Below are 25,246 nucleotides of genomic sequence, written 5' to 3'. Positions count from 1 at the left end.
GAGCAGAATATGCCGGAAGAGAAACTACAGACGCTTTCATTGCAGGTCATTAACGGCAGTGAGCTGGAAAGCGGGCGGGCGGCGCGCTGTCTGTTCACGCAGCAGGGAAATGTCGGCCATGGCCCCGAATGCCACTGGTCGGTACAGGATCGTCAGCAGAGCATTCCGGCTCAGGCCTTTACCGTTATACTGCACGATGGCACATTTTGTCTGCGCCCGCAGACGGCACAACTGTGGCTGAACCAGGCAAAAGTCACAGCAACATCAGACCTGATACAGCTGCGCCAGGGCGATGAGATCCAGATAGGGCGTCTGATGGTGAGGGTTCATCTGAACCGGGGTGATATCCCCCATTACGATGAGGAAATGGCCACTCCCGAAACCATCGTCACCAATCGCGATATGCTCACGGATACCCTGCTGTCAACGGAGGGTGCGCCACACTATCCGGGAATGACTCACCGGCATCAGCTTGCTGACACCGTGGTAAACGGTTTTTCTGCCGATCCACTCCAGGCACTTCAGTCCGAAAGCCTGATTACCGCGGGCGATCCGCTTTCAGGCATTGCGGCTGTCCGGCCATCGGCACCGCTGTCCGATCCGGCAAGTAATGGGGGGATCAATACGCCGTTTATGGATCTGCCGCCCATTTATGCCAGCCCCGGCGAGCGTAATGATGACGTCTCTGTGGCAGAAATGGCGCAACGCCACCTTGCGGTCACCCCCTTACTGCGCGGCCTTGGCGGCTCGCTTACCGTGAGCAATTCCGACGATGCGGATGATTTTCTGGAGGAGGCCGGACGCACGTTACAGGCCGCAATAAAAGGTCTGCTTGATTTGCAGCAGCAGCGTAACAGCCTCTCAGACAAACATTTGCGCCCGCTGGAAGATAACCCGCTGCGCCTGAACATGGATTACGCCACCGCGCTCGACGTGATGTTTGCCGAAGGTAAAAGTCCGGTACATCTGGCGGCTCCCGCCGCTGTCAGTGAAAGCCTGCGCAATGTCCGCCACCACGAAGAAGCTAACCGGGCGGCGATTGTGGAGTCGCTTCGTGTCCTGCTGGACGCCTTCTCACCACAAAATCTGCTGCGCCGCTTTGTGCAGTACCGCCGCAGCCATGAACTGCGCCAGCCGCTGGATGATGCCGGAGCATGGCAAATGTACAGCCATTATTACGAAGAGCTGGCCTCTGATCGCCAGCAGGGGTTTGAGATGCTGTTTAACGAGGTCTACGCCCAGGTCTATGACCGGGTGCTTCGTGAAAAACAGCGGGAGCCGGAAGCATGAACAGGAAGGCGTTTCTGGCCTGCGTGCTGATGTGCGTCATATTAACCGGCTGCGAAACGGCGAAAAAAATCAGCGAGGTGATCAAAAACCCGGATATCCAGGTCGGGAGCCTGAAGGAGCAACCTTCGGAAATAACCGTCACCCTGCTGACTGAACCGGACACTAATACCAATGCGGAGGGTGAATCAGCCGCCGTGGATGTGCAACTGGTGTACCTGACGGACGACTCAAAATTGCAGGCAGCCGACTATGACCAGATAGCCAGTACGCCGCTACCGGATGTGCTGGGTAAAAACTATATCGACCACCAGGATTTCAACCTGTTGCCGGACACCATCAAAACCCTGCCGCTGGTAAAGCTGGATGAGAAAACGCAGTTTATTGGTGTCGTGGCCTATTTCTCCGATGACCAGGCCACGGAATGGAAACAAATCGAGACGGTGGAAGGAACCGGCCACCATTACCGCCTGCTGGTGCATGTACGTCAAAGCAGCATCGAAATGAAAAAAGAGGATGAATAAGTATGGCAACCACCCGCAACAAGGTGATGTGGCAGGAAGGGATGCTGATGCGCCCACACCATTTCCAGCAACAGCAGCGTTACAACGACTACCTGGATAACCAGCGTTTCCGGGCCATGAATGATTTATCCTGGGGATTTACCGAACTCACCCTCAACAATGAACTGCTGGCGCAGGGTAAGATCATGATTGACAGCGCGTCAGGCACACTGCCCGACGGCACCGTCTTTTCTATCCCCGACCAGGACGCACTGCCCGATCCGCTGCACCCGCAAAATTTTCCGGACGAAAGAAGCCGCAATATCTACCTCGCTCTGCCGGTCGCCAGTGATGTGAGAAATGAAATCAGCGACGGGCGGCGAATCGGGCGTTACCGGCTGAATTATGCCGATGTCCGGGATTTGCATTCAGAAGAAGGCGACGCGCGAACACTGACGCTGGGACAACTGACGCCGCGCATTATGAGCGGTGCAGAAGATATGAGCGCCTATATCACGCTCCCGCTTTGCCGTATCAGCGATCGCCATGCCGACGGCTCCCTGACGCTGGATGACGATTTTATCCCCTCCTGCCAGAATATTCAGGTCAGTAAGAAACTGCGTGTTTATCTCAAAGAGGTACAGGGGGCCATTGGCGGACGGGCAAGCGATCTGGCAAACCGTATTGGCTCTCCGGCGCAGAGCGGCATCGCGGATGTGGCGGAATTTATGATGTTGCAGTTACTTAACCGTAACCAGACCCGGTTTACTCATCGCGCCCGCCGCTCCCAGCTCCACCCGGAAGATTTCTACCTTGATCTTGCCGGGTTACTGGGAGAACTGATGACCTTTACCGAGCCGTCGCGCCTGCCCTGCCCGCTTGATGTGTATGATCATCATGACCTGACCAAAACATTTAAAACACTGTTACCGGAAGTCAAACGGGCGCTGCATACCGTACTGTCGCCAAGAGCCGTCAATCTGCCGCTGCATCTGCGTGACGGTATCTGGCAGGCCGATATCCATGACTCGGAACTGCTGCAATCTGCCACCTTTGTGCTGGCCGTGGCGGCAAATATGCCGGTCGATCAGATCCAGCGCCAGTTTATCCAGCAGTCGAAAATTTCCTCGCCGGAAAAAATCCGCAATATGGTCAGTGTGCAGATCCCCGGCATTCCATTGCGTGCCCTGATGGTGGCTCCCCGTCAGCTTCCCTACCATTCCGGGTTCAGCTATTTCGAACTCGACAAGAGCGGACAGTCCTGGACAGAAATGGCTGCCGCCGGGGCCGTTGCGCTGCATGTATCCGGCAGTTTCCCGGATCTGAACATGCAACTGTGGGCGATAAGAGGGTAAGACGATGGATGAGGGGTCACTGTCTCTGCCACCATTTACCGGATACGACGAAAAAAGCCAGCGCGATTACCATCTCGCGCTTCGTGGCAACAGCCTGAATCCGATGATCGACGCAGCCACGCCTCTACTCGGTATGGTAATGCGCCTTTCTACCATGAACAGCCAGACGATGCCGGAGCATCTTTTTGCTCAGGTGGTGACGGATGTTCAGGCCGTGGAGCAACTGCTTCAGGAGCAGGGCTACGAACCGGGCGTGATTATCTCGTTTCGCTACATCCTCTGCACGTTTATTGATGAAGCAGCGCTCGGTAACGGCTGGTCGAACAAGAACGAGTGGATCAAGCAGTCATTGCTGGTCCATTTCCACAACGAAGCCTGGGGTGGCGAGAAAGTTTTCATCCTGCTGGAGCGCCTGATCCGTGAACCCAAACGTTACCAGGATCTGCTGGAATTTCTCTGGCTCTGTTTTTCTCTGGGATTTCGCGGGCGCTACAAAGTGGCAGCACAGGATCAGGGGGAATTTGAGCAGATCTACCGCCGCCTGTACCACGTCCTGCATAAACTACGCGGCGATGCCCCTTTCCCGCTGTTACACCAGGACAAAAAAACCCAGGGCGGGCGTTATCAGCTCATCAGTCGCCTGACCATTAAACATATTTTTTGTGGTGGCGTTGTCGTGCTGGCGTTGTTTTACCTGTTCTATCTGTTGCGGCTGGACAGCCAGACGCAGGACATCCTGCACCAGCTAAACAAATTACTTCGATAAGGACGTTTATGATCCAGATTGATCTTCCCACGCTGGTAAAACGGCTTAACCTGTTCTCCCGCCAGGCGCTGGAGATGGCCGCCTCTGAATGTATGAGCCAGCAGGCAGCGGAAATTACCGTCAGCCATGTGCTTATTCAGATGCTCGCCATGCCACGCAGTGACCTGCGGGTTATTACCCGCCAGGGCGATATTGGCATGGAAGAGTTGCGCCAGGCGCTGACGGTGGAGAACTACACAACCGCCCGTTCTGCGGACAGCTACCCGGCGTTTTCCCCGATGCTGGTTGAGTGGCTGAAAGAGGGCTGGCTGCTGGCGTCGGCTGAGATGCCGCACAGCGAACTGCGCGGCGGCGTGTTGCTGCTGGCCCTGCTGCATTCGCCGCTGCGTTATATACCGCCTGCTGCCGCCCGGCTGTTGACCGGCATTAACCGTGACCGTCTGCAACAGGACTTTGTGCAGTGGACACAGGAGTCGGCGGAATCAGTCGTGCCGGATGCAGACGGTAAAGGCGCAGGCACACTGACGGATGCTGCTGACACCCAGCTTGCCCGCTACGCCAAAAACATGACCGAAGATGCCCGTAACGGCAGGCTTGACCCGGTACTGTGCCGCGACCACGAAATCGACCTGATGATCGACATTCTCTGCCGCCGCCGTAAAAACAATCCGGTGGTGGTGGGCGAAGCAGGCGTGGGTAAAAGCGCGCTGATTGAAGGGCTGGCGCTGCGCATCGTGGCAGGCCAGGTGCCGGACAAACTGAAAAACACCGATATCATGACCCTTGACCTGGGCGCATTGCAGGCCGGGGCATCGGTGAAGGGCGAGTTTGAAAAACGCTTCAAGGGGCTGATGGCGGAGGTCATTTCCTCCCCGGTGCCGGTCATTCTGTTTATCGACGAAGCGCATACCCTGATTGGGGCGGGCAACCAGCAGGGCGGGCTGGATATCTCCAACCTGCTCAAACCGGCGCTGGCGCGCGGCGAGCTGAAAACCATCGCCGCCACCACCTGGAGCGAGTACAAAAAATACTTCGAGAAAGACGCTGCCCTGTCGCGCCGCTTCCAGTTGGTGAAGGTCAGCGAACCCAACGCCGCCGAAGCCACCATTATTCTGCGTGGTCTGTCGGCGGTCTATGAACAGTCTCACGGCGTGCTGATTGATGATGACGCCTTGCAGGCCGCTGCGACATTAAGTGAGCGTTATCTCTCAGGGCGTCAGTTGCCGGACAAAGCGATTGATGTGCTGGATACGGCCTGCGCCCGCGTGGCAATCAACCTGTCATCGCCACCAAAGCAAATCTCAGCGCTGACCACCCTGAGCCACCAGCAGGAGGCGGAAATTCGCCAGCTTGAGCGCGAGCTTCGCATCGGGCTGCGTACCGACACCTCGCGGATGACGGAGGTGCTGGTGCAGTACGATGAAACGCTGACGGCGCTGGATGAACTGGAAGCCGCCTGGCATCAGCAACAGACGCTGGTACAGGAAATTATCGCGCTGCGCCAGCAGTTGCTGGGCGTGGCAGAGGACACAGATGCCGTAGTGGATACGTCGTCAGAGTCAGAATCAGAATCAGAATCAGAATCAGAATCAGAACAGGATAATACCGGTGCCGCACCGGCTGATGAAGCTGGCAGCGCACAGCCGGAAGAAACCGCTGAAACAGTTTCCCCGGTACAACGGCTAGCACAGCTTACTGCCGAACTGGACGCCCTGCATAACGACCGGTTGCTGGTCTCCCCGCACGTCGATAAAAAACAGATTGCGGCGGTGATTGCCGAATGGACCGGCGTGCCGCTTAACCGCCTGTCGCAGAATGAAATGTCGGTCATCACCGACCTGCCAGTATGGCTGGGCGACACCATCAAAGGCCAGGACCTGGCGATTGCCAGCCTGCATAAACATCTGCTGACCGCACGCGCCGACCTGCGCCGTCCGGGACGCCCGCTTGGCGCGTTCCTGCTGGCTGGCCCCAGCGGCGTGGGTAAAACCGAAACCGTCCTGCAACTGGCAGAGCTGCTCTACGGCGGACGCCAGTACCTGACCACCATCAATATGTCCGAGTTCCAGGAGAAACACACCGTCTCGCGGCTGATTGGCTCCCCTCCGGGCTATGTCGGCTATGGCGAAGGCGGCGTGCTGACCGAAGCGATCCGCCAGAAACCCTACTCGGTGGTGCTGCTCGATGAAGTGGAAAAAGCACACCCGGATGTACTCAACCTGTTCTACCAGGCGTTTGACAAGGGCGAGATGGCAGACGGTGAAGGCCGCCTGATTGACTGTAAAAATATCGTTTTCTTCCTCACCTCCAACCTTGGCTACCAGGTGATTGTCGAACACGCCGATGACCCGGAAACCATGCAGGAAGCCCTCTATCCGGTGCTGGCGGACTTCTTTAAACCCGCCCTGCTGGCGCGCATGGAAGTGGTGCCTTACCTGCCGCTGTCGAAAGAGACGCTCGCCACCATTATTGCCGGGAAACTCACCCGTCTGGATAACGTGCTGCGCAGTCGCTTTGGTGCGGAAGTGATTATTGAGCCGGAAGTGACGGACGAAATTATGAGCCGCGTCACCCGAGCGGAAAACGGCGCGAGGATGCTCGAATCGGTCATTGACGGCGACATGCTGCCGCCACTCTCCCTGTTGCTGTTGCAGAAAATGGCGGCCAACACGGCGATTGCCCGCATCCGCCTGTCGGCGGCAGACGGCGCGTTCACGGCAGACGTGGAAGATGCTCAGGACGACGAGTCCGTCACAGAGGATGAACCGGTTTTATGAGCAGGTTGCGCGTTTTCCGGCAGACAGGATGGTTTATTGCGGGCCTGATGGCGGGCTTACCCGCCAGTGCCGCGCCCGCAGAAACATCGTCAATGGCCGGTGTGGCGATAGCTGTCGCCACAGCGACACCGCCGGATGCGACAGCCACGTTACAGGCCATGCAGTCCTGTCGGCGGGAGTCCGCGGCGCTGGAGCGGCTTGACTGCTATGACCGCCTGCTGGCACCCCTTTCCCCGTCAGGGTTTGACGGGGCGCTGGTCAAAGCCGGTTTTGTGGGCGAGGCCTGGACCCGCGCCACAGAGCAGGAAAAACGCCGCCAGGGCAACACCACAGAGCTGCTGGTGACGCAGGTGCCGGGAGAACGCCCGACGGTGGTGGTAACCACCCCGGCTATCGGCCATGTTCCGCCTCGCCCGGTGCTGATGTTCAGCTGTGTGGACAATATCACCCGGATGCAGGTGGCGCTGGTGCACCCTCTGGATGTCCATGATATCGCCGTCACCCTGAATGCCGACAGTCGGGTACTGCGCAGCCACTGGTTTGTGCGCGAGAACGGCACCCTGCTGGAGTCCAGCCGGGGGCTGTCCGGGATTGATGAAATTAAGCAACTGTTCGGCGCAAAAACGCTGACGGTGGATACCGGCGCAGATAACGCCGCCGGAAAGCTGACCTTTAACATTGACGGGCTGGCAAGGGCGATTGCTCCCCTGCGCGATGCCTGCCACTGGGCGGGAGAATAAAAATATGGCAATGGACTTACGCGATCCGAATGTCTGGATATCGCACCTGCTGGAAAACCTGCCGGAAGAGAAACTGGCATCGGCGCTGAAAGATGACAACCCGGACTGGGAGTATATCGACGGCGAAATCGTCAAACTGGGTTCACTGGCCCACAGCCAACTGGATATCCCGGAACTCCAGCGCCGGGGGCTGGTCATTCTGGCTTCGGAGAGTAAGGATTTTCGTCTGCTGGCACACCTGCTCAGAACCCTGCAACATGCCGGTGATCCACTGCTGGCACTGCGCCTGCTGGCGCTATACGTGGAACATTACTGGACTGTGGCCGCGCCGCAGAATATGGCGCATAAAAAACGCTTTGCCAGCCAGATCATTAAACGTTTTGAAACAGGTATTGAAGGCTTTTCACAGAACGCCGCCACAGCGCAGCGCGATGCACTATTAGGTGAACTGGCGAAACTGGCGCAGTGCTGGCAGTCACATAACGCCCCGGAACTGGCACAGGCTACTGATGATCTTTTTGCCCTGTACCAGCGTGCGTTTAATCGTGCGGCACCGGCTCCTGTCCCCGCTCTGGCGGCCTCCGGTAGTTCACCACAGACCACCGCCACGTCTGAAAGCAGCATGACGCAAACCAGTGCTCCGGCTCCACAGATCGCCATCGACAGTCACGACGACAAAGCCTGGCGCGACACGCTGTTAAAAGTGGCGGCCATTTTATGTGAACGCCAGCCGGACTCGCCGCAGGGCTATCGCCTGCGTCGCCATGCCCTGTGGCAATCCATCACCAGTACGCCCCAGGCGGAAAGCGATGGACGTACCCCACTGGCTGCGGTCTCTGCCGATATGGTGGCTGATTACCATGCTCAGCTCGGTAGTGCCGATATGGCGCTGTGGCAGCAGGTGGAAAAAAGCGTATTGCTGGCACCCTACTGGCTGGACGGTCACTGCATTTCCGCACAGACGGCGCACCGTCTTGGCTATACCGCTGTGGCCGATGCCATCCGCGATGAAGTTGTTTCCTTTCTTGGCCGTCTGCCCGCGCTCGCTGATCTTCTGTTTAACGACCACACACCGTTTGTTTCTGAAAAAACGAAGCAATGGCTTGCAACTCAGCCAGGTAACCAGGCCGCGCCAGTCATACAGGTGAGTAATGAAGATATTCAGGCTGCGCGGTTGTGTTTTGATGAACAGGGGCTGGAAGCCGCCTTACGGTATCTGGATACGTTGCCCGCCGGTGAACCCCGCGACCAGTTTCACCGGCAGTATTTTGGCGCGCAGCTTATGGAAGAGGCGGGGCTGGTACAGCTTGCGCAGCAGCAGTACCGGATGTTGTTCAGGATGGGATTGCAGATGATGGTGGCAGACTGGGAGCCGTCCCTGCTTGAGCAGCTAGAACAAAAATTCACGGCAGAACAATAAAAGAGAACAGGAGTTTTTGTGTTCAGATTACCAACACCCCGACTATTCAGCGGACTCAAATCAGCCCTGCGCCCGGCGATGCCCCGGTTTAAAGTTTCTGCATTCTGGCTGCTGATACTGGCGTGGATTTTCCTGCTGGTATGGATCTGGTGGAAAGGCCCGGCATGGACGCTGGATGAAGAGCAGTGGCTCAAACCACTGGCGAACCGCTGGCTGGCAACGGCGGCGTGGGGGATTATTGCCCTGGTGTGGCTTACCGTCCGGGTAATGAAGCGCCTGCAACAGCTTGAAAAAATGCAAAAGCAACAGCGCGAGGAAGCCGTTGATCCGCTCAGTGTGGAACTGAACGCCCAGCAGCGTTACCTCGACCGCTGGCTGCTGCGCCTGCAACGCCATCTCGACAACCGCCGTTTCCTGTGGCAGTTGCCGTGGTATATGGTCATCGGTCCTGTGGGCAGTGGCAAAACGACACTGCTGCGCGAGGGGTTTCCGTCAGACATTATTTATGCCCCGGAGGGCGCGCACGGCGCAGAACAACGCCTGTACCTCACGCCCCATGTCGGTAAACAGGCGGTGATCTTTGATATCGACGGCACACTCTGCGCTCCCGCTGATGCGGATATCCTGCATCGCCGTCTGTGGGAACATGCCCTCGGCTGGCTGAAGGAAAAGCGCGCGCGCCAGCCGCTGAACGGGATTATTCTGACACTCGATTTACCCGATCTGCTGACCGCAGACAAACGCCGCCGCGAGCATCTGTTACAGACGCTGCGCAGCCGCTTACAGGATATACGCCAGCATCTTCATTGCCAGTTACCGGTTTACGTGGTACTGACCCGGCTTGATTTATTGCAGGGTTTTGCCGCCCTGTTTCAGTCACTGAACAGACAGGATCGCGATGCGATTCTGGGTGTTACGTTCACCCGCCGTGCTCATGAAAATGATGACTGGCGAACAGAGTTGAATGCTTTCTGGCAGACATGGGCGGATCGAATGAATCTGGCGTTGCCGGATCTGATGGTCACCCAGACTCACACCCGCGCGTCTTTATTTAGTTTTTCCCGCCAGATGCAGGGAAGCCGTGAACCGCTGATATCACTGCTGGAGGGTCTGCTTGACGGCGAAAATATGAACGTGATGCTGCGTGGTGTCTATCTCACCTCTTCGCTTCAGCGTGGACAGATGGATGATATATTCACCCAGTCTGCTGCCCGCCAGTACCGACTGGGCAATAACCCACTGGCGTCCTGGCCTCTGGTGGACACCGCGCCTTATTTCACCCGCAGCCTGTTCCCGCAGGCATTACTCGCAGAGCCTAATCTGGCAACAGAGAGCCGCGCCTGGCTGATGCGTTCCCGTCGCCGCCTGACGGTTTTCTCTGCCACAGGCGGCGTGGCGGCACTGCTGCTCATCACCGGCTGGAATCACTATTACAACGGTAACTATCAGTCCGGCATCACCGTGCTTAAGCAGGCCAAAGCCTTTATGGACGTGCCGCCTCCGCAGGGGGAAGATGACTTTGGTAACCTACAACTGCCGCTGCTGAACCCGGTACGCGATGCCACACTGGCCTATGGCGACTGGGGTGACCGCAGCCGCCTGGCCGATATGGGACTGTACCAGGGGCGACGTATCGGGCCTTATGTGGAACAGACCTATCTGCAACTGCTGGAGCAGCGTTACCTGCCCTCGCTGTTTAACGGGCTGGTCAAAGCGATGAACGCCGCACCGCCGGAGAGTGAGGAAAAACTCGCGGTGCTACGCGTGATGCGAATGCTGGAGGACAAAAGCGGACGTAACAATGAGGTGGTGAAGCAGTATATGGCAAAACGCTGGAGCGAAAAATTCCACGGCCAGCGCGATATCCAGGCACAACTGATGTCCCATCTTGACTACGCGCTGGCTCATACTGACTGGCATGCAGAGCGTCAGGCGGACGACGGTGATGCCATCAGCCGCTGGACGCCATATGACAAGCCTGTTGCGACAGCACAGAAAGAACTGAGCAAACTGCCTGTCTACCAGCGGGTTTACCAGAGCCTGAAAACGCGGGCGCTGGGCGTTCTTCCTGCTGACCTCAATCTGCGTGACCAGGTAGGGCCAACCTTTGACCAGGTGTTTACATCTGCCGATGATAACAAACTGGTTGTTCCACAGTTTCTTACCCGTTACGGCCTGCAAAGCTATTTTGTAAAACAGCGCGATGAACTGGTTGAACTGACGGCGATGGATTCCTGGGTACTCAACCTCACCCGCAGCGTGAAATACAGTGACGCCGACCGCGCGGAAATTCAGCGCCAGTTGACCGAGCAGTATATCAGCGACTACACCGCCACCTGGCGGGCCGGGATGGACAATCTCAATATCCGCAATTTTGAGTCCATTGGACAACTGACTGGCACTCTGGAGCAGGTTATCAGCGGCGACCAGCCTTTGCAGCGGGCGCTGACCGTGCTGCGTGACAACACCCAGCCAGGCGTCTTTTCTGAAAAACTCTCTGCAAAAGAGCGGGATGAGGCCCTGGCAGAGCCGGATTACCAGTTACTCACCCGCCTCGGGCATGAATTCGCCCCGGAAAACAGTACCCTGACAGTACAGAAAGACAAAGAAAGCACGATGCAGGCCGTATACCAGCAGCTCACCGAGTTACACCGCTACCTGCTGGCAATCCAGAACGCGCCTGTACCAGGGAAATCGGCGCTGAAAGCCGTGCAGTTAAGGCTTGATCAGAACAGCAGCGATCCAATATTCGCCACCCGCCAGATGGCAAAAACACTGCCTGCTCCGCTCAACCGCTGGGTAGGCAGGCTGGCTGACCGGGCCTGGCATGTGGTGATGGTGGAAGCCGTTCACTATATGGAAGTGGACTGGCGCGACAGCGTGGTGAAACCGTTTAACGAGCAACTGGCAAATAACTATCCGTTTAATCCACGTTCTGCACAGGATGCCTCACTGGATGCCTTCGAACGATTCTTTAAACCGGATGGCATACTGGATACCTTCTACCAGCAGAACCTGAAACTGTTTATCGACAATGATCTGAGCCTGGAAGACGGCGATAACAGCGTCATTATCCGCGAAGATATTATTGCGCAACTGGAAACCGCGCAGAAAATCCGTGACATCTTCTTCAGCAAACAGAACGGTCTGGGAACATCCTTTGCCGTGGAAACGGTATCGCTTTCCGGCAACAAACGCCGCAGCGTACTGAACCTTGACGGCCAGTTAGTCGATTACAGCCAGGGCCGTAACTATACCGCCCATCTGGTCTGGCCTAACAATATGCGCGAAGGCAACGAAAGCAAACTGACGCTGGTTGGTGCCAGCGGCGGCGCACCGCGCAGTATCAGCTTCAGCGGGCCGTGGGCGCAGTTCCGCCTGTTCGGGGCCGGACAACTGACCGGAGTACAGGATGGCAACTTTACCGTGCGCTTTAGCGTGGACGGTGGCGCGATGACCTACCGTGTGCATACCGACACCGAGGATAACCCGTTCAGCGGTGGGTTGTTCAGCCAGTTTGGTCTGTCAGACACACTGTACTGAGGAGGCAGGGATGAATAGTAACGTACTGACACAAACTATCGTTACCGGCAGTGACCCGCGCGGGCTGCCGGAATTCAGCGCCATCCGCGAGGAAATAAACAAAGCCAGCCACCCGTCACAGCCTGAGCTGAACTGGAAACTGGTGGAGTCGCTGGCGCTGGCGATTTTTAAAGCTAACGGTGTGGATTTACACACCGCCACCTACTATACGCTTGCACGGACACGGACACAGGGACTGGCGGGCTTTTGCGAAGGTGCGGAACTGCTGGCGGCAATGGTAAGCCACGACTGGGATAAGTTCTGGCCGCAGGGCGGCCCGGCGCGTACTGAAATGCTGGACTGGTTTAACTCCCGAACCGGCAATATTCTGCGTCAGCAAATCTCCTTTGCGGAATCCGACCTACCACTGATCTACCGCACGGAGCGGGCATTGCAGCTTATCTGCGACAAACTCCAGCAGGTAGAGCTGAAGCGCGTTCCGCGCGTGGAGAATCTGCTCTATTTTATGCAGAACACGCGTAAACGGCTTGAACCCCAGCCGAAGAGTAACGCCGAGAACACCTCACAGACCACGGTCAGAACGCTGATTTATGCACCGGAAACAATGGCTTCCTCCACGCCAGAAGCAGTAGTGCCTCCCCTGCCCGACCTGCCTGAGATGAAAGTGGAAGTGCGCAGTCTGTCAGAAAATCCCCCACAGGCCAGTGTGATGAAGCAAGGCAGTACGGTAAGAGGGTTTATCGCAGGGATCGTCTGTTCAGTGGCTGTCGCCTCAGCATTGTGGTGGTGGCAGGTCTATCCGGTGCAGCAGCAACTGTTACAGGTTAACGACACCGCGCAGGGCGCAGCAACGGTGTGGATGGCCTCACCTGAACTCGAAAACTATGAGCGCAGGTTGCAACAGCTTCTTGGCGTCTCCCCGGTACAACCGCTGGAAACCGGAATGCAGATGATGCGTGTTGCCGACAGTCGCTGGCCGGAAAGCCTGCAACAGCAACAGGCCTCGACACAATGGAATGAGGCACTCAAAACCCGCGCACAGAGTAGCCCGCAGTTGCGTGGCTGGTTGCAGACCCGCCAGGACTTACATGCTTTTGCAGATCTCGTGATGCAGCGCGAGAAAGAGGGACTAACCCTTTCCTATATCAAAAATGTCATCTGGCAGGCGGAGCGGGGACTGGGGCAGGAAACACCCCTGGAATCCCTGCTGACGCAGTACCAGGATGCCCGTGCACAGAAGCAGAATACAGATGCGCTGGAAAAACAAATTAATGAGCGACTCGAAGGCGTGTTAAGCCGCTGGCTGCTGCTGAAGAATAACGTCATGGCAGAGGCGGCAACCGGGACCACGACCGGAAAATAATTATTTAGTTAAAGGAGATTATCATGGCAAATATGAGTTATTTATCTTTGAGTGGGGAGACACAAGGGCTGATTTCAGCGGGTTGCTCAACGCTTGACTCTGTCGGAAACAAAGCGCAGTTAGAGCATAAAGATCAGATCATGGTTTATGCGCTAATGCACTCCATCTCAAGAAGTCAGAATGTCAATCATCATGAACTGGTCATCACCAAGCCTGTTGATAAATCCTCACCGTTGCTGGCAAAAGCACTTAGTGACAATGAAAAAATGACAGCGTGTGAATTTATACTCTACCGAACCAGTAAAGAGGGCATTAACCAGCCTTACTATAAAATAAATCTGTCAAAAGCCAGGATATCAAGTATTGATTTTGTCACACCTCATGCTGTTCTGGAAAAAGAACTGGAGCCACAGGAGAGAATTGCCTTTATTTATGAAGATATTTCCTGGGAGCATACGTTAGCCAGGACGAATGCAATGAGTAAATGGCAGGATCGTGTACAGTAACATACTGTAATAACATAATAACTTACTATTACGGAGAGATAAATGGCTGGTTTAAGGAATAATAACAACACACAGAATGCACAGTGGGCTGATTATGTGGGTGACATTCTTCGGGGGTCTCAGCCGATAAACCAGCTAGTACCTCAGCACCCTTATCTTAACGACATCCCACTCATTGATGAGTTAAGGCGTCAGAACACTCATCATGTTATTCTTTTGACATTTGATGTTGCAAAAAAAATACTCAACCCAATAACATCATTTGATTACATTCATTTTATCACTACACATCCTTCAGGTATAAAAGATACACTAGCCTGGTTAGTTAACGCGGGTAAATTAATGACTGAGTTTGATGAAAATGGGAAAATTATATTTAACCTTAATACCTTAAAGTATACAAAAGCAAGTTACTTTGAAATACTTGGAGAGAAATATATAAAAATCACAACATCCAGCCTTTGGCTTTTAGAAAAGCTCGGTAAATATATTTTCTCTTCACGAGCGCCTCAAGTTCTGGAGCTCGCTATTGGCTGGCGAGGAGCTTTATCTGAATCAATAAAAGGAGTTAAGTTCTGTATCTGGTTTTCAGTAGCCTGGAGAACCATAGAATTTATTATGAGTTCAGAGCGAGATCTGGTTAATTTTCTTGGTGATTTTTCAATGGATGTGGCCAAAGCAGTGATTGCAGGCGGTGTTGCAACCGCTATTGGAAGCCTGGCTTCTTTTGCCTGTCTTAGTTTTGGCCTTCCAGTAATTCTTGTAGGAGGATCAATTTTACTTACAGGGATAGTGTGTACAGTTGTTTTAAATGAAATCGATGCTCAATACCATTTATCAGAAAAATTAAAAGATGCACTTAGAGATGGACTAAAACAGCAACAGGAACTTGATAAATGGAAAAGGGAAAACATGACTCCATTTATGTATGTTCTTAACACCCCCCCCGTGATATGAGGATTAACTATGTGTTTACATGTTAAATTGAAAGAGTTTCTTTCGATGTTTTTTATAGCCATGTTATTTTTCCCTGCATTCAATGCTTCTTTGTTTTTTACCGGAATTAAACCTCTATACTCAATAATAAAAGGCTCCACGGAAATATTTTATGATTGGAGAATGTTGATTCTATTCTTCGGTTTCATATCGTTTTCCTTGTTAAATATTCATGTAATTTTACTAACGATAATAAAATCATTCTTAATAAAAAAAACAAAGGTAATCAATTTCGCCACAAACATAACAATACAGCTAACTCTTATATTTTTACTAATAGCTATCGTAATAGCACCTTTAATAGCTCCTTTTGTCACAGGATATGTCAATGCTAATTATCACCTCTGCGGTAATAACACGGGGATTTTCCCAGGAGCAATCTATATTAAAAATGGCATGGAATGTAATAATGATTATATTTCTCACAAGGAAGATTAAGCAGTTAAATATTATAAAACAAACAGTTTTTAACTCCGGATTCCATGTCCTTTTTTGCACTGTCTTTGTCAGGAAAAAATTTCTTATGCAAAGAATTTTGTATTATTGCCGCCAGAAATCCCTGCCGGCAGATATAATTTATTATTGATAGCGGTTAACCAAATCTTTTACCATCGCTTTATAGGTCTTTTGCTTAAGTTGCATGATTTGCTGCTCTGTCATATCAGTCGTACTGGCTTCATTCTTGCCGGGCAATGGTGGAAGCACTTTATATTCATAATTCATCGGCGACCAGGCAGCCCACTCACCTGTAGCTACATCCACCAGCGTGAATCGCACCAGATAGCGCAGTGAGATTGTGTTAGTCAGTTTTTCATTTTTATAATCGGACCATACTGTTGATTTCAGCGCAGAGTCATATTTTCCTGTCTGCAACGTATCATGGTAAACAATAATCGCTTTCTGATGCCCTTTCGCAGCCACAAAACGCAATGCCTGCATCCAGTTCATATTTTCAGCACTGGCAACATCCTCGTTCTCATTTTTATCTTTATTTTTGTTACAAGTCAGAGGCTTTTGCCTGTCCGGGATACCAGAGAATGTGGAAACAGTATAATATTTTCTCATCTCCTCCTGCATAATGGTTTCCGGTGCGCGACTGCCAGACTGGACAAGTATTACGGGAGAATTGAGAGGCACACGAAACTCATCTCCTTCAAGCGCAGCCTGAATATCCTCCTCGGATACAGCCAGAGTGGTTTCATTACCGAATAAATCTTTGTCTGTCAGTTGCGGGGGAATGTTTTTATTAATATTACTTTGTGTAACCTGAGCTTTTTTCTTTTTTTCATCAATAGAAGATTGAGAGGCACATCCTGCAAGCAGCGAGAATAATACACATATGCAACAAACCTTTTTTGAATTCATAATCGGACACTCCCTCGCCTGTCATAATGATTAGAATATTTAGCACTGATAACGGACTCTAATTATATACCCCACTTAAATAATAACAAACAAAATCAACATGAAATATACATTCATTTAATCAATATAAAATTATTCTCTAAAAATATATTTAAGTTGAATGGTTCTATATCATTATTGAATTTTAATAAATGAGACAACAAGAGAGAGTTACACACTTACGCCAGAGTAAAATCATTGAACAGAGAAATTGCGGGATTTAAATGCAAAAAAACCGCAAAATTAAAAATCTTGCGGTTCTCTGAACTCATTTTCATGAGTGAATTTGGCGGAACGGACGGGACTCGAACCCGCGACCCCCTGCGTGACAGGCAGGTATTCTAACCGACTGAACTACCGCTCCGCGTAGTGTTCCGTTGGGAACGAGGAAAATATTACGGATTGCCTCACCCTTCGTCAATGGTTTTTCTCATCTTTTGAATCGTTTGCTGCAAAAATCGCCCAAGTCGCTATTTTTATCGCCTTTCACAGATAATTACGCCCGCCAGAGGCAGCTTCCGCCCTTCTTCTGCACCAGATCGAGACGGGCCTCATGCGCTGCAAGTTCTTCATCTGTCGCAAAAACAACGCGTAACTTACTTGCCTGACGCACAATGCGCTGAATTGTTGCTTCACCTTGTTGCTGTTGTGTCTCTCCCTCCATCGCAAAAGCCATCGACGTTTGACCACCGGTCATCGCCAGATAAACTTCCGCAAGGATCTGGGCATCGAGTAATGCCCCGTGCAGCGTTCGTTTACTGTTATCTATTTCGTAGCGGGCACATAACGCATCGAGGCTGTTGCGCTTACCGGGAAACATTTTCCTCGCCACCGCAAGGCTATCGGTGACCTTACAGAAGGTATTGGTCTTCGGAATATCGCGCTTAAGCAACGAAAACTCATAGTCCATAAAGCCGATATCGAACGCTGCATTATGGATAACCAGCTCCGCGCCGCGAATATAGTCCATGAACTCATCGGCTACTTCGGCAAACGTAGGCTTATCGAGCAAAAACTCATCGGCAATACCATGTACGCCAAAGGCTTCCGGATCCACCAGCCGATCGGGTTTGAGATAAACATGGAAGTTATTGCCCGTCAGGCGACGGTTCACCACTTCAACGGCACCAATCTCAATGATCTTGTGGCCTTCATAGTGCGCACCAATCTGGTTCATACCGGTGGTTTCGGTATCGAGAACGATCTGGCGTGTAATTGCAGTGCTCATAGCGGTCATTTATGTCAGACTTGTCGTTTTACAGTTCGATTCAATTACAGGAAGTCTACCAGAGATGCTTAAACAGGTAGAAATTTTCACCGATGGTTCGTGTCTGGGTAATCCTGGACCTGGGGGTTACGGCGCTATTTTACGCTATCGCGGACGCGAGAAAACCTTTAGCGCAGGCTACACCCGCACCACCAACAACCGTATGGAGTTGATGGCCGCTATTGTCGCGCTGGAGGCGTTAAAAGAACATTGCGAAGTCATTTTGAGTACCGACAGCCAGTATGTCCGCCAGGGTATCACTCAGTGGATCCATAACTGGAAAAAACGTGGCTGGAAAACAGCAGACAAAAAACCAGTAAAAAATGTCGATCTCTGGCAACGTCTTGATGCCGCGCTGGGTCAGCATCAAATCAAATGGGAATGGGTTAAAGGCCATGCCGGTCATCCAGAAAACGAACGTTGCGATGAACTGGCTCGTGCCGCAGCGATGAATCCCACACTGGAAGATACGGGCTATCAAGTCGAAGTTTAAGCCTGTGGTTGACGACATTGCCGGGTGGCACCAACCGCCTGGCGAATTCGTGGCTTGTTTTTACTCTGTTTCATCGGATTTAGCGTTAAAGGAATAGTCCGTTTCCGGGCAACGATAAGTTGTAAACAGCCAAGCGCAGGAATATGCGCATTTAATAGTTTTCCACCATGTTTGTTCCACGGGAGAACGTGGAAACGGCTGGCGTGTAACACTTCAAAATTCAACAAAGAGAGCCAGTCCAGTTGCCGCATCAGAGTAAACATCCGGCTGTTATAGGGCGATGTTTTTCGCAATACCGGCACAAGTTTGCGTAATCCCATTAAACTGATGGGATTGAAGCCGCTAATGACCAACCAGCCATCATCAATCAATACCCGATCGGCTTCACGTAATAATCGATGCGGATCGGTGCACCACGGCAATGTATGTGCCAGTAGACAAACATCAACGGATTTATCGGCAAAAGGAAGATGAAGTGGGTCCGCCTGCACCTGGACGGGCATTCCTTGCGCAGAAACATTCACTTGATGAGAAACCGCGCACGCTTCGCAATTGATTTCTGCGCTTAAATTGCCAATCTTAAGCAGATGAAAACCATACATTTTAGTGAACCACGGGTTGAGCTGGCGCTCCAGCGCTTTGCGATAAAGCTCTCCCCAGGGCAAATCGCCCCAGCAATCAGGAGCCACGACAGTTTGAGGGACTCTTGCCGGTTTCATCACAACCTTCCGTTTCACACTGAGAGGTAATCTATGAATCTTAACAGTATTCCCGCCTTTGATGACAATTACATCTGGGTTTTGAATGATGAAGCAGGTCGCTGCTTGATTGTCGATCCCGGAGACGCAGAGCCAGTATTAAACGCCATTACCGCCAATAACTGGCAACCGGAGGCCATATTTCTCACCCACCATCACCACGATCACGTTGGCGGCGTAAAAGAACTGGTGAAAAAGTTTCCGCAAATTGTGGTGTATGGTCCACAAGAGACACAAGATAAGGGAACAACACAGGTAGTCAAAGATGGCGAAACTGCCTTCGTTTTGGGGCATGAATTTAGTGTAATTGCCACACCGGGTCACACTTTAGGACATATCTGTTACTTCAGTAAACCTTATCTATTTTGCGGCGACACGCTGTTTTCTGGTGGGTGTGGTCGGTTGTTTGAAGGGACACCATTACAAATGTATCAATCACTTAAAAAGTTAAGTGCGTTACCTGACGATACATTGGTATGTTGTGCTCATGAATATACCTTATCAAATATGAAGTTTGCTTTGAGTATTCTTCCGCACGATTTGTCCATAAATGATTATTATCGTAAAGTTAAGGAGTTACGGGCAAAAAATCAAATAACACTACCCGTAATTCTGAAAAATGAGCGGCAAATTAATGTTTTTTTAAGAACGGAAGATATTGATTTAATTAATGTAATTAATGAAGAAACATTATTGCAACAACCTGAAGAGCGTTTTGCATGGTTAAGGTCAAAGAAAGATAGGTTCTGATAAAACTTTCTTGTCATCGGCTCCGTTCGCCGTTATGATCGGTCGTCTTTTAAGCAACTATTGACACACACATGAAGGCAAAAGCGATATTACTCGCCTCTGTCCTGCTCGTAGGTTGCCAGAGTACCGGCAACGTTCAACAGCACGCACAGAGCCTTTCTGCAGCTGGTCAAGGGGAAGCAGCAAAGTTTACAAGTCAGGCACGATGGATGGACGATGGGACGTCTATCGCGCCAGATGGTGACTTGTGGGCTTTCATTGGCGACGAGCTAAAGATGGGAATTCCGGAAAACGACCGGATTCGCGAACAGAAACAGAAATATTTACGCAATAAGAGCTATCTCCACGATGTAACTTTACGGGCAGAGCCGTATATGTACTGGATAGCCGGGCAAGTTAAAAAACGTAACATGCCTATGGAACTGGTACTACTACCCATAGTGGAGAGCGCTTTTGATCCTCACGCGACGTCTGGCGCCAATGCCGCAGGTATTTGGCAGATCATTCCGAGCACGGGGCGCAATTATGGTTTGAAACAGACCCGCAATTATGACGCGCGTCGCGATGTTGTTGCTTCAACAACTGCCGCGCTGAACATGATGCAGCGTCTGAACAAGATGTTTGACGGCGACTGGCTTCTGACCGTAGCGGCTTATAACAGCGGCGAAGGTCGGGTCATGAAGGCAATTAAAACGAACAAAGCGCGTGGGAAATCCACGGACTTCTGGTCGTTACCGTTGCCGCAGGAAACGAAGCAGTACGTGCCTAAAATGCTGGCATTGAGTGATATTCTCAAAAACAGCAAGCGTTATGGTGTACGTCTGCCAACGACTGATGAAAGCCGTGCTCTGGCGCGTGTGCACCTGAGCAGCCCGGTTGAAATGGCGAAGGTTGCTGATATGGCGGGGATTTCCGTCAGCAAGCTGAAGACATTCAACGCTGGCGTGAAAGGCTCCACGCTGGGCGCAAGTGGTCCGCAGTACGTGATGGTGCCAAAGAAGCATGCAGATCAACTGCGTGAGTCTCTGGCTTCGGGCGAAATTGCTGCTGTACAGTCGACGCTGGTTGCCGACAATACGCCGCTTAACAGCCGTGTTTACACCGTACGCTCTGGCGACACGCTTTCAAGTATCGCTTCACGTCTCGGCGTTAGCACTAAAGATTTGCAGCAGTGGAACAAACTGCGCGGATCTAAGCTGAAGCCAGGCCAAAGCTTGACGATTGGCGCAGGTATTAGCGCACAGCGGTTGGCAAACAACAGCGATACCATTACTTATCGTGTGCGCAAAGGCGATTCGCTTTCAAGCATTGCTAAACGCCACGGCGTGAACATCAAAGATGTGATGCGCTGGAACAGCGATACTGCGAATCTGCAACCAGGCGATAAGCTGACGTTGTTTGTGAAAAACAACAACATGCCAGATTCCTGACAAACCAGATAATAAAAGGCACCGATTCCCCCGGTGCCTTTTTTATTTATGCCGCTTTATGTGCTTCTACCATGATGATATCACTGGTGAAAGAGCCATCATTCTGCAAGGCAAAATACGTTTTCACCTCTGTCGATGCGCTCTGTTGGTAAATGCGAATAGCGTCTACTAACGCTTCTGGCGTACGCATTCTCTCGACCCATGAAGAAAATTCCAGCGGTAACTTATCTGTAATTAAATTATCAACTATCAGATTGGCTTCATTGATTAACGTCAACCACTCACCGCTGGCGTAGTTTCGTACGTGAGAGGTATCGCGTAATGCTTCTACCGTCTGTAACCAGATGTCGCGCACTGGGTGGCCCGGAGACATTACGTCCATCACAATCAGCCTACCGCCAGGTTTCAATATCCTATTCACTTCACGCAGTGCTGCACCAACATCATGCCAGTGATGGGCAGAATAACGGCTGATAACAATATCAAATGCGTTATCGGCAAATGGCAGACTTTCGGCATAACCCTGGCGGGTGGTGATATTTTTCAGTTGCCGGGCTTCGGCAGCTTGTGCCACGACATCCAGCATTTGGGCAGATAAGTCATACGCCACCACCGCGCTCACGTTTTGCGCAGCAACAAAGCTGGCATGCCCTGCTCCGCAGCCCATATCAAGTACACTTGCATCAGGATAATCAGCCAGACGCACCGCCAGGCGCTGTAAATCTCGCCCGGATGCATGTACGGTACTGGTCAGATATTCGCTGGCTTGAGAGCTAAACTGCTTTTCTACGTGGTCATGGTGGGATTGTGTTGTCATTGCGCTGTCCTTTTGTTGTTTGAGTATAAAAGGGCAGCGCCAAACGTTGGTCTGCCCTGTGGCAGACCTGACATACCTTATTTATCAGGCTTGCCGGGACTGAATTCAACGAGTAGCGGATTGTGATCGGAAGCGCGCGTAACCAATACAGAAGCTTCGCTGACGTTCAGACCACGGTAGAAAACAAAATCGAGCGGGCGACCAAACGCCCGACGGCGCTGATCGTCGGTAAAACGCACCTGGCGCAGCGACATTTCCCGCGCAAAGCGATATAACGCGTTCATCCTTCTACGGCTCCAGGCATTGAAATCTCCCGCCATAATGACCGGGCCACTGTGGTGAGCTATCTGATCACCAATAGGAAGTAACTGCTTACTATAGACATCCACGCCCAGACTGAAGTTGACGGCGTGTATATTAACCACCATCAACAGGCGGGTGTCAGGTAATGGATAGACCGTCACCAGTGCCGACTTCGCCAGACGCAAAATAGGTTCTCGTTCACGTAACGGGCAGCAATACACTGGATGCGCCGCCGAAAGGGTCATTACACCGGAAGGATGTTGTGGCAGCACGAAAGCGGGTACCTGATCGGCGGCAAGATAGTTAGCGGTCGCAAACTGTACTAACTCTGGCGTTGTCTGCGCTTCCTGCAATAACACCAGATGTGCATCTTTGCCGTAGTTCTTTAATACCGACAACCATTCAGCGCGTTGCTGTTTGTATATGTTCCACACCAGGATCCGAATACGCTCTTCGGTACTTAACGGTTCTCCAGGTGGTAATGCCTGGCCGATGCTCGCAAAAGACCCCGGCGGTAAGATCCTTTCCGCAGGTTGTCCGGCAACATAGCGCATGGCATAGGTGTTTTTTCGCACTTTTGACTTTGAAACCTCTATTACGTCAACCCTTCCGCACTCGGGAGGGTTCTACTGTTATAGGGATTTTAGCTCACTCTTTCAACGAGCAATTGTATATTGTTATGTAAGCAAGTGCTTACACCGGTCAGAAATTTGCTCATTATTGAGAACATTAAATCGGATGACATATCACGCATCCTGATGGTTTAATGACAAATAAATTCAAAATATCTCATCTATTTTGCAACAGGAGCAAAAATGAAAGCCACGTCGGAAGAACTCGCCATTTTTGTTTCGGTCGTCGAAAGCGGCAGCTTTAGCCGGGCAGCGGAACAATTAGGGCAAGCAAACTCAGCGGTAAGCCGGGCGGTGAAAAAGCTGGAGATGAAACTTGGCGTTAGCCTGCTTAATCGGACCACGCGGCAACTTAGCCTGACGGAAGAAGGCGAGCGTTATTTTCGTCGCGTACAGTCAATTTTGCAGGAGATGGCAGCGGCAGAATCAGAAATTATGGAGACGCGTAATACACCGCGTGGACTGTTACGCATCGATGCCGCAACTCCAGTGGTGCTGCACTTTCTGATGCCGTTAATTAAGCCTTTCCGTGAACGCTATCCGGAAGTTACTTTATCGCTAGTCTCCTCCGAAACGATTATTAATTTGATCGAAAGAAAAGTGGATGTCGCGATACGCGCTGGTACGTTAACGGATTCCAGCTTACGTGCCAGGCCGTTATTTAACAGTTATCGAAAAATTATCGCCTCCCCCGATTATATTTCCCGCTACGGGAAGCCAGAAACGATCGACGATTTAAAGCAACATGTTTGCCTGGGATTCACTGAACCCGCTTCCCTCAATACCTGGCCGATAGCCTGTAGTGATGGACAATTACATGAGGTAAAGTACGGTTTGTCATCCAATAGTGGGGAAACACTGAAACAGCTTTGCCTGAGTGGCAACGGGATTGCGTGTTTGTCCGACTATATGATCGACAGAGAAATCGCTCGCGGAGAATTGGTGGAGTTAATGGCAGACAAAGTGTTGCCAGTGGAAATGCCATTCAGTGCAGTCTATTACAGCGACCGTGCGGTAAGTACGCGCATCCGGGCTTTTATCGATTTCCTTAGCGAGCATGTAAAAACAGCTCCCAGAGGAGCTGTCAGAGAGGCTTAATCCCATTCAGGAGCCAGACCTTCCGGGCTAACCAGGCGGTCGTTGCAATCCAGTGCGGCGATCGCTTTTTTATCTTCGGCATCAAGCTGTAAATTTTGTGCCTTAAGATTACTCTCCAGGTTTTCACGTCTAGTAGAAGAAGGAATTACCGAGTAACCTTCCCCCATAGCCCACGCCAGAATCACTTGTGCCGGAGTCGCATTGTGTTTAGCTGCGATACGAGCAATAACCTCATTTTTCAGTGCCTTACCATAAGCCAGCGTCATATAGGAAGTAATATGGATGCCGTGCTGTTTAGCCCAATCAACCACTTTACGATTTTGCAGATAAGGAGAGAGTTCAATCTGGTTAGTAGCGATGTTTTCAGCGCCAACAGCAGCAATCGCTTTTTCCATCAATGGGATCGTGAAGTTGGAAATACCGATCTCACGCGTCAGACCTTGTTTTTTCGCTTCCAGCAGCGCCTGCATAAACTCTTCAACAGAGACTTCATCGTTTGGTGACGGCCAGTGGATTAGCGTCAGATCAACATAATCGGTACGCAATTTTTGCAGGCTCTCTTTCAGACTTGGGGTCAATTTCTCTTTGCTGAGATTTTCAATCCAGATTTTAGTGGTGATGTAGAGTTCATTACGTGGCACGCCACTTTCTGCAATCGCCTGACCTACTGCGGCTTCGTTATCATAGATTTGTGCGGTATCAATTGCGCGATAACCAAGTTCAAGCGCCGTTTTCACAGATGAAATAACAACGTCGTCTTTCAGACGAAAAGTACCTAAACCAAATGCAGGGATAGCCATAATATGCCTCTTTTAATGCTATGTTCGTTAACTGAGATGATTATGGACTTTAGACTGTTGCGGAAAAAGGGCATAAAATGCAGAGGATTTTTGCAATTATGGCAACAATAAACATACAGACGAAAAAAAACCTCGAGCGTTAACTCGAGGCTTCTTAATAAGTGGCGGAACGGACGGGACTCGAACCCGCGACCCCCTGCGTGACAGGCAGGTATTCTAACCGACTGAACTACCGCTC

The 25,246-nt window shown here is 51.7% G+C and carries 22 protein-coding genes and 1 tRNA gene; 16 read left to right on the top strand and 7 right to left on the bottom strand.

What is annotated here, in order from left to right; translation table 11 throughout:
• Positions 1 to 9: 9 nt before the first annotated feature.
• The 12 genes from tagH to ykfM all read left to right on the top strand — a co-directional run bounded on the left by tagH (position 10) and on the right by ykfM (position 15,694).
• Positions 10 to 1,290 carry a type VI secretion system-associated FHA domain protein TagH gene (gene tagH / locus FQZ95_RS15070; RefSeq protein ID WP_001113710.1) on the top strand — a complete coding sequence of 427 codons (1,281 nt, stop codon included), beginning with the start codon at positions 10 to 12 and terminating at the stop codon, positions 1,288 to 1,290.
• A complete protein-coding gene (gene tssJ / locus FQZ95_RS15065) occupies positions 1,287 to 1,811 on the top strand; it encodes a type VI secretion system lipoprotein TssJ (protein ID WP_105277804.1) in 525 nt (174 codons plus the stop codon). The genes tagH and tssJ overlap by 4 nt, the downstream gene beginning before the upstream one ends.
• 2 nt (positions 1,812 to 1,813) lie before the next feature.
• Positions 1,814 to 3,145, top strand: coding sequence for a type VI secretion system baseplate subunit TssK (gene tssK / locus FQZ95_RS15060; protein WP_160530383.1), 1,332 nt, complete (start codon positions 1,814 to 1,816; stop codon positions 3,143 to 3,145).
• Between the two features lie 4 nt (positions 3,146 to 3,149).
• Entirely contained in the window at positions 3,150 to 3,911 is a 762-nt protein-coding gene (gene icmH, locus FQZ95_RS15055; RefSeq protein WP_000343298.1) for a type IVB secretion system protein IcmH/DotU, read from the top strand.
• Between the two features lie 8 nt (positions 3,912 to 3,919).
• Positions 3,920 to 6,688, top strand: coding sequence for a type VI secretion system ATPase TssH (gene tssH, locus FQZ95_RS15050; protein WP_160530382.1), 2,769 nt, complete (start codon positions 3,920 to 3,922; stop codon positions 6,686 to 6,688).
• The gene (vasI, locus tag FQZ95_RS15045) at positions 6,685 to 7,428 is read left to right on the top strand and encodes a type VI secretion system-associated protein VasI (protein ID WP_160530381.1); all 744 of its coding nucleotides are present in this window, start codon (positions 6,685 to 6,687) and stop codon (positions 7,426 to 7,428) included. The genes tssH and vasI overlap by 4 nt, the downstream gene beginning before the upstream one ends.
• Before the next feature lie 4 nt (positions 7,429 to 7,432).
• On the top strand, positions 7,433 to 8,848 hold the full coding sequence (tssA, locus tag FQZ95_RS15040) for a type VI secretion system protein TssA (RefSeq protein ID WP_160530380.1): 1,416 nt from the start codon (positions 7,433 to 7,435) through the stop codon (positions 8,846 to 8,848).
• A 108-nt stretch (positions 8,849 to 8,956) separates the two neighbouring features.
• The gene (tssM, locus tag FQZ95_RS15035; RefSeq protein ID WP_160530384.1) at positions 8,957 to 12,391 is read left to right on the top strand and encodes a type VI secretion system membrane subunit TssM; all 3,435 of its coding nucleotides are present in this window, start codon (positions 8,957 to 8,959) and stop codon (positions 12,389 to 12,391) included.
• Positions 12,392 to 12,401: 10 nt separating this feature from the next.
• Positions 12,402 to 13,754 (top strand): VasL domain-containing protein, encoded by a 1,353-nt coding sequence (locus FQZ95_RS15030; protein WP_105288519.1) that lies wholly within the window; start codon positions 12,402 to 12,404, stop codon positions 13,752 to 13,754.
• Between the two features lie 23 nt (positions 13,755 to 13,777).
• A complete protein-coding gene (locus FQZ95_RS15025; protein ID WP_088542374.1) occupies positions 13,778 to 14,260 on the top strand; it encodes an Hcp family type VI secretion system effector in 483 nt (160 codons plus the stop codon).
• A gap of 42 nt (positions 14,261 to 14,302) precedes the next feature.
• On the top strand, positions 14,303 to 15,217 hold the full coding sequence (locus tag FQZ95_RS15020; RefSeq protein ID WP_160530379.1) for a hypothetical protein: 915 nt from the start codon (positions 14,303 to 14,305) through the stop codon (positions 15,215 to 15,217).
• A gap of 9 nt (positions 15,218 to 15,226) precedes the next feature.
• Positions 15,227 to 15,694 carry a protein YkfM gene (ykfM, locus tag FQZ95_RS15015; RefSeq protein WP_032183275.1) on the top strand — a complete coding sequence of 156 codons (468 nt, stop codon included), beginning with the start codon at positions 15,227 to 15,229 and terminating at the stop codon, positions 15,692 to 15,694.
• A gap of 141 nt (positions 15,695 to 15,835) precedes the next feature.
• On the opposite strand, the gene FQZ95_RS15010 is transcribed toward ykfM, so the two are convergent.
• The 3 genes from FQZ95_RS15010 to dnaQ form a co-directional block, all read right to left on the bottom strand.
• Entirely contained in the window at positions 15,836 to 16,621 is a 786-nt protein-coding gene (locus FQZ95_RS15010) for a hypothetical protein (RefSeq protein WP_105288520.1), read from the bottom strand.
• A 326-nt stretch (positions 16,622 to 16,947) separates the two neighbouring features.
• Positions 16,948 to 17,024, bottom strand: a tRNA-Asp gene (locus FQZ95_RS15005).
• Between the two features lie 132 nt (positions 17,025 to 17,156).
• Positions 17,157 to 17,888 carry a DNA polymerase III subunit epsilon gene (gene dnaQ, locus FQZ95_RS15000; protein ID WP_001366128.1) on the bottom strand — a complete coding sequence of 244 codons (732 nt, stop codon included), beginning with the start codon at positions 17,886 to 17,888 and terminating at the stop codon, positions 17,157 to 17,159.
• Positions 17,889 to 17,952: 64 nt separating this feature from the next.
• Here dnaQ and rnhA point away from each other — a divergent pair, with 64 nt between their 5' ends.
• Complete coding sequence (rnhA, locus tag FQZ95_RS14995) at positions 17,953 to 18,420, top strand: ribonuclease HI (RefSeq protein ID WP_000917883.1); 468 nt, start codon at positions 17,953 to 17,955, stop codon at positions 18,418 to 18,420.
• Here the strand turns inward: rnhA and FQZ95_RS14990 are convergent.
• Positions 18,417 to 19,139: a class I SAM-dependent methyltransferase gene (locus FQZ95_RS14990; protein WP_148048034.1), complete on the bottom strand. Its 723-nt coding sequence runs from the start codon at positions 19,137 to 19,139 to the stop codon at positions 18,417 to 18,419. The two genes, rnhA and FQZ95_RS14990, sit on opposite strands and share 4 nt — an antisense overlap.
• A 33-nt stretch (positions 19,140 to 19,172) precedes the next feature.
• On the opposite strand from FQZ95_RS14990, the gene gloB reads away from it, so the two are divergent.
• Positions 19,173 to 19,928, top strand: coding sequence for a hydroxyacylglutathione hydrolase (gloB, locus tag FQZ95_RS14985; protein ID WP_160530378.1), 756 nt, complete (start codon positions 19,173 to 19,175; stop codon positions 19,926 to 19,928).
• A gap of 71 nt (positions 19,929 to 19,999) precedes the next feature.
• Entirely contained in the window at positions 20,000 to 21,358 is a 1,359-nt protein-coding gene (mltD, locus tag FQZ95_RS14980; RefSeq protein WP_160530377.1) for a murein transglycosylase D, read from the top strand.
• Between the two features lie 46 nt (positions 21,359 to 21,404).
• Here the strand turns inward: mltD and FQZ95_RS14975 are convergent, their stop codons facing one another.
• Positions 21,405 to 22,175 (bottom strand): class I SAM-dependent methyltransferase, encoded by a 771-nt coding sequence (locus FQZ95_RS14975; RefSeq protein ID WP_039021716.1) that lies wholly within the window; start codon positions 22,173 to 22,175, stop codon positions 21,405 to 21,407.
• A gap of 77 nt (positions 22,176 to 22,252) precedes the next feature.
• Positions 22,253 to 23,053 (bottom strand): endonuclease/exonuclease/phosphatase family protein, encoded by an 801-nt coding sequence (locus tag FQZ95_RS14970; protein ID WP_001230983.1) that lies wholly within the window; start codon positions 23,051 to 23,053, stop codon positions 22,253 to 22,255.
• 240 nt (positions 23,054 to 23,293) lie between these two features.
• Here FQZ95_RS14970 and yafC point away from each other — a divergent pair, with 240 nt between their 5' ends.
• On the top strand, positions 23,294 to 24,208 hold the full coding sequence (gene yafC, locus FQZ95_RS14965; RefSeq protein ID WP_032302443.1) for a DNA-binding transcriptional regulator YafC: 915 nt from the start codon (positions 23,294 to 23,296) through the stop codon (positions 24,206 to 24,208).
• On the opposite strand, the gene dkgB is transcribed toward yafC, so the two are convergent.
• A complete protein-coding gene (dkgB, locus tag FQZ95_RS14960) occupies positions 24,205 to 25,008 on the bottom strand; it encodes a 2,5-didehydrogluconate reductase DkgB (protein WP_160530376.1) in 804 nt (267 codons plus the stop codon). The genes yafC and dkgB overlap by 4 nt on opposite strands.
• Positions 25,009 to 25,246 lie beyond the last annotated feature (238 nt).

It is taken from the genome of Escherichia sp. HH41S, assembly GCF_009820115.1.
Taxonomy (GTDB): domain Bacteria; phylum Pseudomonadota; class Gammaproteobacteria; order Enterobacterales; family Enterobacteriaceae; genus Escherichia; species Escherichia coli_F.
The sequence above is the reverse complement of the archived record's forward strand: the minus strand, read 5'-3'. Positions and strand labels throughout refer to the sequence as shown.

Excerpts from the sequence above, each read along its gene's own strand:
- tagH (WP_001113710.1), top strand. The coding sequence starts at position 10 with ATGCCGGAAGAGAAACTACAGACGCTTTCATTGCAGGTCATTAACGGC.
- tssJ (WP_105277804.1), top strand. The coding sequence starts at position 1,287 with ATGAACAGGAAGGCGTTTCTGGCCTGCGTGCTGATGTGCGTCATATTA.
- tssK (WP_160530383.1), top strand. The coding sequence starts at position 1,814 with ATGGCAACCACCCGCAACAAGGTGATGTGGCAGGAAGGGATGCTGATG.
- icmH (WP_000343298.1), top strand. The coding sequence starts at position 3,150 with ATGGATGAGGGGTCACTGTCTCTGCCACCATTTACCGGATACGACGAA.
- tssH (WP_160530382.1), top strand. The coding sequence starts at position 3,920 with ATGATCCAGATTGATCTTCCCACGCTGGTAAAACGGCTTAACCTGTTC.
- vasI (WP_160530381.1), top strand. The coding sequence starts at position 6,685 with ATGAGCAGGTTGCGCGTTTTCCGGCAGACAGGATGGTTTATTGCGGGC.
- tssA (WP_160530380.1), top strand. The coding sequence starts at position 7,433 with ATGGCAATGGACTTACGCGATCCGAATGTCTGGATATCGCACCTGCTG.
- FQZ95_RS15030 (WP_105288519.1), top strand. The coding sequence starts at position 12,402 with ATGAATAGTAACGTACTGACACAAACTATCGTTACCGGCAGTGACCCG.
- FQZ95_RS15025 (WP_088542374.1), top strand. The coding sequence starts at position 13,778 with ATGGCAAATATGAGTTATTTATCTTTGAGTGGGGAGACACAAGGGCTG.
- FQZ95_RS15020 (WP_160530379.1), top strand. The coding sequence starts at position 14,303 with ATGGCTGGTTTAAGGAATAATAACAACACACAGAATGCACAGTGGGCT.
- ykfM (WP_032183275.1), top strand. The coding sequence starts at position 15,227 with ATGTGTTTACATGTTAAATTGAAAGAGTTTCTTTCGATGTTTTTTATA.
- FQZ95_RS15010 (WP_105288520.1), bottom strand. The coding sequence starts at position 16,621 with ATGAATTCAAAAAAGGTTTGTTGCATATGTGTATTATTCTCGCTGCTT.
- dnaQ (WP_001366128.1), bottom strand. The coding sequence starts at position 17,888 with ATGAGCACTGCAATTACACGCCAGATCGTTCTCGATACCGAAACCACC.
- rnhA (WP_000917883.1), top strand. The coding sequence starts at position 17,953 with ATGCTTAAACAGGTAGAAATTTTCACCGATGGTTCGTGTCTGGGTAAT.
- FQZ95_RS14990 (WP_148048034.1), bottom strand. The coding sequence starts at position 19,139 with ATGAAACCGGCAAGAGTCCCTCAAACTGTCGTGGCTCCTGATTGCTGG.
- gloB (WP_160530378.1), top strand. The coding sequence starts at position 19,173 with ATGAATCTTAACAGTATTCCCGCCTTTGATGACAATTACATCTGGGTT.
- mltD (WP_160530377.1), top strand. The coding sequence starts at position 20,000 with ATGAAGGCAAAAGCGATATTACTCGCCTCTGTCCTGCTCGTAGGTTGC.
- FQZ95_RS14975 (WP_039021716.1), bottom strand. The coding sequence starts at position 22,175 with ATGACAACACAATCCCACCATGACCACGTAGAAAAGCAGTTTAGCTCT.
- yafC (WP_032302443.1), top strand. The coding sequence starts at position 23,294 with ATGAAAGCCACGTCGGAAGAACTCGCCATTTTTGTTTCGGTCGTCGAA.
- dkgB (WP_160530376.1), bottom strand. The coding sequence starts at position 25,008 with ATGGCTATCCCTGCATTTGGTTTAGGTACTTTTCGTCTGAAAGACGAC.